The organism is Pseudomonas fluorescens (genome assembly GCF_902497745.1).
In the GTDB taxonomy this organism is placed as follows: Bacteria; Pseudomonadota; Gammaproteobacteria; order Pseudomonadales; family Pseudomonadaceae; genus Aquipseudomonas; species Aquipseudomonas fluorescens_BM.
This window is the reverse complement of record NZ_CABVHJ010000004.1, coordinates 175,527-187,518: the sequence shown is the minus strand read 5'-3', so window position 1 is coordinate 187,518 and position 11,992 is coordinate 175,527. Positions and strand designations below refer to the sequence as shown.

The window sequence follows — 11,992 nt, the reverse complement described above, 5'->3', positions numbered from 1 at the left end:
GCGGTCGGCTCCCTCTCCTGGGGGAGAGGGCTGGGGTGAGGGGGATTGCGGATCAGCCCTCTTAACCCCGAGCCAACTCCAACAATCTGGAACGCCAGGCCGCCTTCGCCGGCAGCGCCAAAAAGAACTCGTTCAACAGTGATTCCCGCGCCGGATAGCAGAACGCTTCCCCGCGCAGATCCAGCACTTCACCGCCCGCCCCTTCGAGCACACCCTGCGCCGCCGCCGTGTCCCACTGCGAGGTCGGCGCCAGGCGCGGATAGCAATCCGCCGCGCCTTCAGCCAGCAGGCAGAATTTCAGCGAGCTGCCAATATTGGCCAATTGCAACTCACCCAGGCTCGCACTCAACCCCGCCAGCAAGCGCTCCTGCTCGGGACTCGAATGCCGACGGCTGGCTACCACGGTAAACGCCTCCCCCGGCCCCGGTACATCACGCACCTGAATCGAAACCGGCGTACCACCCTTGTCGCAGCGCCATGCGCCAAACCCCGCACCGCCCACATAAAAGCGACCATTGGTCGGCATCGATACCACGCCAAACACCACTCGACCGTTTTCGATCAACGCGATGTTGACGGTGAACTCTTCGCTGCCGCTGATGAACTCTTTGGTGCCATCCAGCGGATCCACCAACCACCAGCGCTGCCAGCCGGCGCGCACGCTCTGGGAAATGTTGGCGTCTTCTTCCGACAGCACTGGAATGCTCGGATCCAGAGCCGTCAGCCCGGCGACGATCAGGTGATGCGCGGCCAGATCCGCCGCCGTCACCGGCGAGTCATCGTACTTGGCCGTGACTTCAACGCCAACACGCCAGAACGGCAGAATCGCCGCGCCAGCCTGCAATGCCAGCTCAACTACTGGCGCCATCAACGGGTGAGGAAAATTCATCGACATCTCACTCATGCTGGAAAGAACCCACGCTGGGTCAGCAGATCGCGGGTCAGATACAACGCAGCCAACGCGCGACCTTCGGAAAATTGCGGATTGAGCGCCAGCGACGACAGTTCGCGCAGGTTCACTTTGTCGACGCGCATCGGCTCAGGCTCGTCGCCTTCCAGACGTTCTTCGTACAAATCAGTGGCCAGGACCACCTGAATCTTCTGGCTCATGTAACCGGGTGACAGCGACAGCTCGGTTAGATGTTCCAGTTGTCGCGCGCCAAAACCGGCCTCTTCCTTGAGCTCCCGCTCGGCCGCTGCCAATACATCCTCGCCGGGCTCGATCAGGCCTTTGGGCAGGGACAACTCATATTCATCAGTACCGCCGCAATACTCTTCGACCAACACCGCGTGCTCGGCATCCAGCATCGCCACAATCATGACCGCGCCGTAACCCGCACCTTTGCCAACCAGACGCTCATACGTGCGTTCCACGCCGTTGGAAAAACGCAGTTTGAGTTCTTCAACGCAAAACAGGCGACTGGTGGCGACGATCTCGCGGGCAAGTACGGTGGGTTTCTGGCGCATGCAAAGCTCCTTGGCGTGAACGCGCTACTATAACGCGGCTTTCCCGATTGTTTATGTCGGATATCTTTCTACCGTTTCGAGACGTTGCCATGCCTTCATTACCGTGGTCCGACATCGATACCGTTCTGCTCGACATGGACGGCACGCTGCTGGATCTGCACTTCGACAATCATTTCTGGCTGGAACACCTGCCCCAGCGCTACGCGGAATTGCACGGGGTCAGCCGGGCCATGGCCGAGATGGAATTGCAGCCGCTGTTCGAACGCCATGCCGGTCAGTTGCAGTGGTATTGCCTGGATTTCTGGAGTGCCGAGCTGAAGTTGTCGGTGCGTGAATTGAAGCTGGAAACTGCGCACTTGATTGCCTTGCGGCCGGATGCCGATACCTTTCTGGCGGCGATCAAACGCGCCGGCAAACGGGTGATCATGATCACCAACGCGCACCGCGACTCACTGTCGCTGAAGCTGGAACGGATTGAGCTGGCGCCGTATTTCGAGCGGCTGATCAGCTCGCATGATTATGGTTATCCCAAGGAGAACCCGCAGTTTTGGGATGCATTGCAGGCGGACATCGGTTTTGATCCGGCGCGTAGCCTGTTTATCGACGATACCTTGCCGATTCTGCGCAGTGCGCGGGATTTTGGTGTGGCGAATTTGTTGGCGGTGAAAGAGCCGGACAGCCGCAAGGGGCCGAAGGACACGGCTGAGTTTGCGGCCGTCGAGGATTACCGCAGTTTGATTGCAGGACTTTGATCTTTGTAGGAGCTGCCGAAGGCTGCGATCTTTTGATCTTGTTTGGAAAAATCAAAGTCAAAAGATCGCAGCCTGCGGCAGCTCCTACAGGAGTGTTGTGTTACTCAGGAATACGCAGAGTCTGCCCCGGATAGATTTTGTTCACATCCTTGAGCATCGGTTTGTTGGCGTCGAAAATTTTCTGATACTTGTTGGCATCCCCGTACACGCGCAGAGAAATCGCGCTGAGGGTGTCACCAGACTTGACCACGACAAATTGCGCGGCAGTGACAACTGGCCCGGTCACGGTGATCTGATCATCAACGCTGCCCACGCCTTCAATATTGCCCACGGCGAGGAGAATTTTTTCCTTCTCTTCCTGACTCGCGACTTCACCGGTGACTGTCACTTTGTCGCCATCCACCGTCGCCTGCACATTCGGATTGCCCAGGCCGACCTTGCTGATGTGTTCCTTCAACTGCTCACTGGCATTGGCGTTACCCGGGGTCAGCAGATCGAGCAGCTTTTCACCGGCTTCTTTTACAAAACTTAAAAGACTCATCGTGGTTCTCTCCATGGAATAAAGGGTCAGTCGTCCAAGCCTAGACCACCGCAGACAAACCCGGTTCCAAGCCGACCAATGACCCTGCGATCACGCAAGCGGTAGAATCTGCCACCCTTGCCAACACCCGGAGCGAAGATGGACATCAAGCAGCTGAAATTCCTCATCGCCCTCGACGAAACCCGCCACTTCGGCCAGGCCGCCGCGCGTTGCCACATTACCCAGCCAACCCTGTCGATGCGCCTGCGCAGCCTCGAAGAAGAACTCGACCTGCCGCTGGTCAACCGTGGCCAGCGCTTCGAAGGCTTCACCGCGCCGGGCGAGCGCGTACTGGCGTGGGCGCGCTCGGTGATGGCGGCTTATGACGGCTTGCACGCCGAAGCGGCGGCGTGTCGCGGCAACCTGATCGGCACGCTGCGGCTGGGCGTGGTGCCGCTGTCGAGTTTCGATCCGCTGCCGTTGATGCAACGCCTGCACAGCGCCCACCCGAATTTGCGCTTTGAAATGTCGGCGCTGAGTTCCGAGCAGATCCTCGAACATCTGGCGAACAACCGCATCGATCTCGGCGTGTCGTATCTCGATCGTCTGGACAACGAACGCTTCGAGTCCCTGGCCTTTAGCGAAACGCGCATGAGCCTGCTCTACGACCAACGCTCTTTCACCTTTGGCGACACACCGTTGAGTTGGGAATCGCTGATCGAACTGCCGCTGGGCATGCTCACCAGCGGCATGCACTTTCGCCAGTCCATCGACCACAACTTCCACAGTCGTGGGCTGACCCCGCAACCCTTGCTGCAAACCGACGCCGTGCATCAATTGTTACAAGCAGTACACGGCGGCTTTTGCTGCGCGATCATGCCGCTCGACGGTGGTCTGGAAAAACTCACCGATCACCTGCGCCTGCAACCCATCGAAAACGCTCAAACGCTCGCCCCGCTGGGCCTGATCATGCGCCGCGGAGCGCCACGCTCGGCGCTGGCCGAGGCCTGTTTCGCGCTTTATCAACAATCGCCAGACGACGCTTGATCGACGGCATCTATCGATAGATCGACAGTAGCGATTAGACGCGACAAGTTGCCGCGCCTAGTCTTAACGTTGATCAAACCGTCGGTGATGCCATGAACGCCAAGCGCCCAGCCTGCGCGGCGCCTGCAATTGAAACGCCCGCGCCTGCCGCCAGCCAGACCTACAGTTACAGCGATTTACCCCGCGAGGAATCGGCCAGCACTGCGCTGGCCGAGGAAGTTGCGTTGGCGATCGCCTACAACGGCATCAGTCAGGCGGTGATGCTGGTGACGCCGACCGACCTGGAAGACTTCATCGTCGGCTTCAGCCTCGGCAGCGGCATCATCGAGGACGCGACCGACATCTATGACCTGCAACTGACCGGTGCCGGCTCCGCGCAATACGCGCAAGTGACCATCGCCAACCGCGCCTTCTGGAACCTCAAGCAACAGCGTCGGCAAATGGCCGGCACCAGCGGTTGCGGATTGTGCGGCGTTGAAGCGGTGGAACAGGCGCTGCCTGATCTGAAAGTCCTGCCCGGTGCGCCGTTGCCGCCGATTGAGTGGCTCGACGGTTTGCGTCAGCGCATCAGTGCTTTTCAACCCTTGGGCCAGTACTGCGGTGCGGTGCACGCGGCGGTGTTCATGAACGCCAGCGGCGAATTGTTGCTCGGTCGTGAAGACATCGGCCGGCACAACGCCCTCGACAAGCTGATCGGTGGACTGATCCGCCAGAAGATATCCACAGCAGGCGGCCTGGCGATTGTCACCAGCCGCTGCAGTCTCGAATTGATCCAGAAAGTCTTGCGCGCCGGCATCCAGACCTTGGTCAGCCTGTCCGCACCCACGGGCCTTGCCGTGCAATGGGCCCGTCGACACAACCTCAATCTCATCCACCTGCCGCAGAAAAGTGCGCCGCGGGTGTATAGCCCCGCGATGGAGAATCAAGCGTGAGCCAACATCATCAAGCCGACCAGAAACCTGTCCCGCGCTACAAGCCTTACAAAGGTGCCGCCGGCGGCTGGGGTGCCCTGATCAGTGTGGCTCAGGCCTGGTTGACCAGCGACAACGCCCTGAAAAACCTGCGCATGATGCTCAAGACCAACCAGAACGGCGGCTTCGACTGCCCGGGTTGCGCGTGGGGCGATTCGCCGGAAAGCGGCATGGTCAAGTTCTGTGAGAACGGCGCTAAAGCGGTGAACTGGGAAGCCACCAAGCGCCGCGTCGATGCCAAGTTCTTCGCCAAGCACAGCGTCACTTCGCTGCTGGAGCAGAGCGATTACTGGCTTGAGTATCAGGGTCGCCTGACCGAGCCGATGGTCTACGATGCCGAAACCGATCGCTACAAGCCGATCAGCTGGGACGACGCTTACACGCTGATTGCCAAGCACCTGCAAAGCCTGCCGAGCCCGGACCTGGCCGAGTTCTACACCTCGGGTCGCGCCAGCAACGAGGCGGCGTATCTTTATCAGCTGTTCGTACGCGCCTACGGCACCAACAACTTCCCTGACTGCTCGAACATGTGCCACGAGGCCAGCGGTGTCGCCTTGGCGCAAAGCGTTGGCGTCGGCAAAGGCACCGTGACCTTTGACGATTTCGAACACGCCGATGCGATTTTCGTCTGGGGCCAGAACCCCGGGACCAACCACCCACGCATGCTCGAACCGTTGCGTGAAGCGGTGAAGCGCGGTGCACAAGTGGTGTGTATCAATCCGTTGAAAGAACGTGGTCTGGAGCGCTTCCAGCATCCGCAACATCCGATCGAAATGCTCACCAACGGCGATAAACCGACCAACACCGCCTACTTCCGTCCAGCACTTGGCGGTGACATGGCGCTGCTGCGCGGCATGGCCAAGTTCCTCCTGCAATGGGAGCGCGATGCGCAGAAGGCTGGCGAGCCTGCTGTGTTCGATCACGACTTCCTCAACGCCCACAGCACCAATGTGCTGGAGTACCTCGGTGTCGTCGACGATACCCCGTGGGAACAGATCGTCGAGCAATCCGGCCTGACCCTCGTCGAAATCGAGCAAGCCGCGCGCATGTACGCCAAGGGCAAGAACGTAATCATGTGCTGGGCGATGGGCATCACCCAGCATCGCCATTCGGTGCCGACCATCCAGGAAATCGCCAACCTGATGCTGCTGCGCGGCAACATCGGCAAACCGGGCGCCGGCCTGTGCCCGGTGCGCGGTCACAGTAACGTGCAGGGCGACCGCACGATGGGCATCAACGAGCGTCCGCCAGTGGCGTTCCTCGATTCGCTGGAGCGACGCTTCCAGTTCAAGGTGCCACGCCACAACGGCCACAACGTGGTTGAAGCGATCCACGCAATGGCTGAGGGTCGCGCCAAAGTCTTTATCGGCCTGGGCGGCAACTTCGCCCAAGCCACGCCGGACAGCCCGCGTACGTTCGAAGCCCTGAGCAATTGCGACCTGACCGTGCAGATCAGCACCAAACTCAACCGCAGCCACCTCGCTCACGGTAAAGACGCGCTGATCCTGCCGTGCCTCGGTCGGACCGACATCGACATCCAGACCGAAGGCCCGCAAGCGGTGACCGTGGAAGACTCGTTCAGCATGGTTCACGCCTCCAACGGCCAGTTGCAGCCGCTGTCGAACCAGATGCGCTCCGAGCCGTCGATCATTGCCGGCATCGCCGCTGCCACGCTGGGCAGCAAACCGGTGGACTGGAACTGGTTGGTGGCCGACTACGGGCGCATCCGCGAACTGATTGCCGACACCATTCCCAATTTCAAAGAGTTCAACGAGAAGATCAAAAACCCGGGCGGCTTCTACCTCGGCAACAGCGCCGGCGCACGCAAATGGAACACGCCGTCGGGCCGAGCCAATTTCCGCGCGAACATGCTGCCCAAGGATCTGGTGCACGAACGCACCCGCGCCACTGGGCAACTGCCGGATCTGATCCTGCAATCAATGCGCTCCCACGATCAGTACAACACGACGATTTATGGTCTCGACGACCGTTATCGCGGGGTCAAAGGCCAGCGCGATGTGTTGTTTGCCAACGAGGCGGACATCATTCGTCTGGGCTTCCGGCCTGGGCAGAAGGCTGACATTGTTTCGATATGGGACGATGGTCGTGAGCGTCGGGTGAAAGGCTTCACGCTGCTCGCATTTGATATTCCGGCGGGGCAGGCAGCGGCTTATTACCCGGAAGTGAATCCGCTGGTGCCGCTGGAAAGCACTGGGGATGGCAGTCATACGCCGACATCGAAGTTCATTGCGATTCGACTGGAAGCGGCGAGTGAGACTGGGTTGATCATGGCTAAATCCGCTTAAAGCGGTGTCAGTACCGGCCTATTCGCGAGCAAGCTCGCTCCTACATTGGAATGCGTTTCAAATGTGGGAGCGAGCTTGCTCGCGAAGGCGTCGGTTCAAGCAATACATGTCTGAGCTCAAGCACTTTTCAACCGCCCACAAAAAAGGCCGCTTTTTCACAAAAACGGCCTGTCCGAAGTAGCTAAAGACCGGCGAAAACCGGTTAAGTTCCGGTGAAAAAACAGCAACTTGCAATATTGTATACAAGTCGTGTTATTCGTCGGATTTCGATTGTCACGCCCAGTTCAGAGCCTCAGGATCGGCGCCGTCATCCCTTTGAGGCTCATCTATGAAGTTCTCCTCGATTCTCTTGTTGTCCCTTGGCCTGGTCAGTGGTTTTGCTTCCGCAGGCGGCACCACCGAAGCAGGTGTGGGCGGCGCATTGGGCGGGGTTCTTGGCTCGGTCGTCGGTCAGTCCTTAGGCGGCAATACAGGTTCCACCATCGGCGCAGCCTTGGGCGGCGCGGGTGGTAGTGCGGTCGGCGCCGACAAACGCAGCCGTGGCGAAGCCGCCATCGGTGGTGCGCTGGGCGCAGCCGGCGGCAACGTGGTCGGCCGCAGCATGGGCGGCACCACCGGCAGCCTGATCGGCTCCGCAGCAGGTGGCGGCGCCGGTGGCGCGCTGGGCAACTACATGGGCAACAAGAGCGATGACGACGATCGTCGCTACGACCGTCGCCATGATGATCGTCGCTACTACCGCGACGGCCACCCAGGTCGCGGCCATGCCTATGGCCACCGCAAGCATCACAAGTACTATCGCCACCGTTAAGGCGAATGCTTGAACAAAATCGCAGCCCAAGGGCTGCGATTTTTTTTGCCTTCTTACACCACCAGAGATTCCAGTGCCTGCCGCAGTTCGGCAGGAATCGGCACCGGCTGATTACTCGCCCGATCGACGAATACGTGAACGAAGCGCCCGGCCGCACACGCCTCGCTTTCACCGACCTTGAACACTGCCAGTTCGTATTGCACGGAACTGTTACCCAGCTTACCGACTCGCAGACCGATCTCGATCAGATCCGGAAACGCGATCGAGGCGAAGTAATCACACGCCGAACTCACCACGAACCCCACTACCTCACCGTCATGAATATCCAGACCACCAACCTGTATCAGGTAAGTGTTCACCGCCGTATCGAAGAAGCTGTAATAGGTGACGTTGTTGACGTGACCGTAGGCGTCGTTGTCGTGCCAGCGTGTGGTGATGGGCTGGAAGTGTGGGTAGTCGGTGCGCTGAGGGGTGGACATGGTTGGGCTGATTCTCTTGTTTTTTCAGTGAGGGCGCTTGCCCTCACCCTAACCCTCTCCCAGAGGTAGAGGGGACTGACCGAGGTGTTCTTTCGAAATACACCGACCTGATCCTTCGAGTCGAACTCAAATGTTGAAACCCACGCAGATCGGCTCCCTTCCCCCTCGCCCCCTTGGGGGCGGTCCGACGTTTCGGGAGGGCTGGGGTGAGGGGGTAAGATTTTGACTTCAACACTAATCCTGAGCAAACCGCCTACCCTGCGCCGCCAACTCACCAATCAACCGCGCCGGTTTCCACTGATCACCCTGCCGCGTCTCCAGCGCCAGCAAGCGCTGATGAATGTCCGCCAGCCCTTGCTGATCCGCCCAAGCCATTGGCCCGCCCTTGTCCGCCGGGAAGCCGTAGCCATTCAGATACACCAGATCGATGTCGTGTGCCGACTCGGCAATGCCCTCCTGCAAAATCTTCGCCCCCTCGTTGACCAATGCCAGCAGGCAACGCTCCAGAATCTCCTCTGGACCGATCTCTCGGCGCTGGAAACCCAACCCTTCGCTGACCTGCAACACCAGCGCATCGACCTCAGGATCGTGCTCAGCCTGACGACTGCCCGGCTCGTAATGGTAATAACCATTGCCGGACTTCTGCCCGAACCGGCCCATCTCGCACAAACGGTTATCCACCTGAACCTCTGGCGCATCCTGGCCCTTGCCGGCCAGTTCGCGCGCACGCCACTCCAGATCGATGCCGACCACGTCGTACATGCGAAACGGCCCCATGGCAAAACCGAAACCTTGCAGCGCCGCGTCGACCTGCTGTGGATAAGCGCCTTCAAGCAACATCTTGCGCGCCTCCAGCACATACGGATGCAACATGCGATTGCCGATAAACCCGTGGCAATTGCCCGACACCACACTGACCTTGCCCATACGCTTGCCCAGCGCCAGCGCTGCTTCCAGAGTGGCCGGCGAAGTCTGCGCGCCGCGCACGATCTCCAGCAGTTTCATGATGTGCGCCGGGCTGAAGAAATGCAGGCCCAACACTTGCTCCGGGCGCCGGGTCGCCGCGGCAATCGCATCGATATCCAGCGCCGAGGTATTACTCGCCAGCAGCGCCTCGGGCTTGAGCAAGCCATCGAGTTCACGAAAGATCTTCTGCTTCAGCTCAAGATTTTCGTACACCGCCTCGATCACCAGATCGACATTGCGAATCGCCGCGTAATCCGCCGCCGCACTGACCCGCGCCAAACGCGCATCCGCCTCGGCCTGATCAATCCGCCCCTGCCGCACGTTATGTGCATAAGTCTCGGCCACGGTGGTGAGTGCCTGTTCAAGCATCTGTGGATTGTTATCCACCCACTGCACGCTCACCCCGGCATTGGCCAGGCACATGACAATGCCACGGCCCATGGTGCCCGCACCGATCACGGCGGCCTGCTGAATATCGAAGGATGTCTGGCTCATGTTGTTCTCTTGTTGGCGATCCAAAGACTGGTCTCACCATAGTCAGCCAACGACGGTTTTTGAAGTTTATTACCGTGATGATCGACATTCAGCGGATGGATACAGGCGCCCTGACTCCCACAGGATTTATGTTCAACCGAGCAAATGATCGTCAGCCCAGTTCCGGACTTCGGCATAGGGATACTCTTCCAATGCGGCAAACCCGGGAATCGCCCGCGCCTTGAGCTTGGTGAACAACGGCACGCTGATCCCGCACAGAAACCGCGTCAGCCGCTCTGCTGTCGGGATGACCCCGGTGTGCTGCTCATGCCTGTGGATAAAGTCGCCACACAGCGCCGCAAAGTTTTTATCCACAAGCGCTGGCAACTCCGGCGGCGCCGGCAATCGCGCCACCTGGCCATGACACACCGAGCAATGGCCACACTGCTGAGGCGCATTGTGATCACCGAAATACTCGGCCAGGCGATAGCCCAGGCAGCGCTCGCTGGCGAAGACTTCAAGCATCGCGTGGATACGCGCCACTTCGGCCTGCTCATGTCGGGTGAAATAGTCATGCAGTTCAGCGCTCAGGGCATCGCTGTCAAAGTCGCTGTTCAGCAGGCTGTAGACCTCGGTCATCTGCTTGCTTTCCAGTTCGACCCAGCCCTTTTCCTGAAAGTAATCCAGCGCCTTCACCACTCGATTGCGCTCAGCGGAATACTGCGAGTACATCGCCTCGAAATTCACCGTGGCCCAAGTGCGCGCGCGCGCCGAGGTCTGAATGATCGCTGCGACGAAATCCCTGCGCTCACCGTCGAAACGCTCAAGCAGCGCTTCGGGTTCCAGCAGGTATTTGAAACGGTATTCGGCGTAGTAGGCATAGCGCGGCGCGATCAAACCGCGCAGTTCCAGCTGCACCAGCAAAGTCTTCAGCGGCAGTGCGCGAATGTTGCTCTGATCCGCCAACGGCCCGAGCAGAAACTCCCACTGCCCTTCCGGCGCCGAGGCCTTCAGTTCATCGAGTACATAGCGAATGCCATCGCGCTCCGGCGTATCACCGTAAACGAAGTTTTCCAGCACGTTGAGGCTGTCGCGATTGGCCAATACCAGACAATCCGACAGCTGCCCGTCACGCCCGGCGCGGCCGATTTCCTGACTGTAGTTTTCGATGGATTTGGGCAGGTCAAAGTGCACGACATTGCGGATATCACTCTTGTCGATGCCCATGCCGAAAGCAATGGTCGCGACGATGCAATTGGACTGCCCGGCCATGAAACGTTTCTGGATCGCTTCGCGTTTGTCGTGGGCTAAACCGGCGTGATACGCCTCGGCCTGAATGCCGTTGCGCTCAAGGTGTTCGGCGATATGTTCGGCGGTTTTCTGCAAGGTTACATAGACGATGCTCGGCTGCCCCGCACGATCACTCATCCATTCCACCAGACGCCGCCGTTTGTCCTGACCGCGCACCGGTTCGACCAGCAGATTGAGGTTGGGCCGGTAGAAGCCGGTGGTCACCACATCGTCAGCGGCGATAGCGAATTTGGCCTGCATGTCGGCGATGACTTTCGGCGTTGCGGTGGCCGTCAGCAGCAAGGTCTGCGGGATGTTGAACTGGCGTTGGTAATCCGGCAGCTTGAGGTAGTCAGGGCGGAAATTGTGGCCCCATTCCGAGATGCAATGCGCCTCGTCCACCACCAGCAGCGAGATCGGCACCTGCTGCAAAAAGTTGCGGAAGCGCTCGTTCTTCAAGCGCTCCACCGAGATCATCAAAATCTTCAATTCACCCGAACGGGCGCGGGCCATCACGTCATTGGCGTCATCGCGACTCTGCGCCGAATCGATGCTGCCAGCCGAGATCCCGTGACGCTGCAAGAAGGCCAGTTGATCCTGCATCAGCGCCAGCAACGGCGAGACTACCAGCGTCAGGTGCGGCAGCATCAGCGCCGGCAATTGATAACAAATCGACTTGCCGGAACCGGTGGGAAAAATCGCCGCCGCCGAGCGCCCGGCCAGCACCGCGCTGATCGCAGCCTCTTGTCCGGCTCGAAACTGTGGAAAACCAAAAACCTGTTCCAGGGTGTTGTGCATTCGCTGTCACTCCATTGACTGCTGCCATGCCAACAGCCTAGCGGGCGATCGCAGCGAGTCGAGAAAAGGTCGGGGCCAAATCGATTCGGAATGATACAGCGATTACTTGAA

11 protein-coding genes are annotated in these 11,992 nt (G+C 59.5%); 5 read left to right on the top strand and 6 right to left on the bottom strand.

The window, feature by feature from the left end:
- Positions 1 to 61: 61 nt before the first annotated feature.
- Entirely contained in the window at positions 62 to 895 is an 834-nt protein-coding gene (gene cysQ, locus F8N44_RS08010) for a 3'(2'),5'-bisphosphate nucleotidase CysQ (protein WP_150650065.1), read from the bottom strand.
- Between the two features lie 5 nt (positions 896 to 900).
- Positions 901 to 1,467, bottom strand: coding sequence for an ADP compounds hydrolase NudE (nudE, locus tag F8N44_RS08005; RefSeq protein WP_077570256.1), 567 nt, complete (start codon positions 1,465 to 1,467; stop codon positions 901 to 903).
- A gap of 89 nt (positions 1,468 to 1,556) precedes the next feature.
- On the opposite strand from nudE, the gene yrfG reads away from it, so the two are divergent.
- Positions 1,557 to 2,219: a GMP/IMP nucleotidase gene (gene yrfG, locus F8N44_RS08000; RefSeq protein WP_150649949.1), complete on the top strand. Its 663-nt coding sequence runs from the start codon at positions 1,557 to 1,559 to the stop codon at positions 2,217 to 2,219.
- Positions 2,220 to 2,319: 100 nt separating this feature from the next.
- Here yrfG and lysM read toward each other — a convergent pair whose 3' ends face one another.
- Entirely contained in the window at positions 2,320 to 2,760 is a 441-nt protein-coding gene (gene lysM, locus F8N44_RS07990) for a peptidoglycan-binding protein LysM (RefSeq protein WP_150649948.1), read from the bottom strand.
- 138 nt (positions 2,761 to 2,898) lie between these two features.
- Between lysM and F8N44_RS07985 the strand changes: the two genes are divergently transcribed.
- From F8N44_RS07985 to F8N44_RS07970, 4 genes are all read left to right on the top strand, one after another.
- Positions 2,899 to 3,786: a LysR family transcriptional regulator gene (locus F8N44_RS07985; protein ID WP_150649947.1), complete on the top strand. Its 888-nt coding sequence runs from the start codon at positions 2,899 to 2,901 to the stop codon at positions 3,784 to 3,786.
- Between the two features lie 92 nt (positions 3,787 to 3,878).
- Complete coding sequence (gene fdhD, locus F8N44_RS07980; protein WP_150649946.1) at positions 3,879 to 4,718, top strand: formate dehydrogenase accessory sulfurtransferase FdhD; 840 nt, start codon at positions 3,879 to 3,881, stop codon at positions 4,716 to 4,718.
- Positions 4,715 to 7,063, top strand: a complete 2,349-nt coding sequence (locus F8N44_RS07975; RefSeq protein ID WP_150649945.1) for an FdhF/YdeP family oxidoreductase — start codon at positions 4,715 to 4,717, stop codon at positions 7,061 to 7,063. The genes fdhD and F8N44_RS07975 overlap by 4 nt, the downstream gene beginning before the upstream one ends.
- A gap of 328 nt (positions 7,064 to 7,391) precedes the next feature.
- Entirely contained in the window at positions 7,392 to 7,874 is a 483-nt protein-coding gene (locus tag F8N44_RS07970; RefSeq protein ID WP_007909074.1) for a glycine zipper domain-containing protein, read from the top strand.
- Between the two features lie 53 nt (positions 7,875 to 7,927).
- On the opposite strand, the gene F8N44_RS07965 is transcribed toward F8N44_RS07970, so the two are convergent.
- From F8N44_RS07965 to F8N44_RS07955, 3 genes are all read right to left on the bottom strand, one after another.
- Positions 7,928 to 8,353, bottom strand: coding sequence for an acyl-CoA thioesterase (locus F8N44_RS07965; RefSeq protein ID WP_150649944.1), 426 nt, complete (start codon positions 8,351 to 8,353; stop codon positions 7,928 to 7,930).
- 234 nt (positions 8,354 to 8,587) lie between these two features.
- Positions 8,588 to 9,814: a 3-hydroxyacyl-CoA dehydrogenase gene (locus tag F8N44_RS07960; RefSeq protein WP_150649943.1), complete on the bottom strand. Its 1,227-nt coding sequence runs from the start codon at positions 9,812 to 9,814 to the stop codon at positions 8,588 to 8,590.
- A gap of 132 nt (positions 9,815 to 9,946) precedes the next feature.
- Positions 9,947 to 11,881 (bottom strand): ATP-dependent DNA helicase RecQ, encoded by a 1,935-nt coding sequence (locus F8N44_RS07955; protein WP_150649942.1) that lies wholly within the window; start codon positions 11,879 to 11,881, stop codon positions 9,947 to 9,949.
- Positions 11,882 to 11,992: the final 111 nt, after the last annotated feature.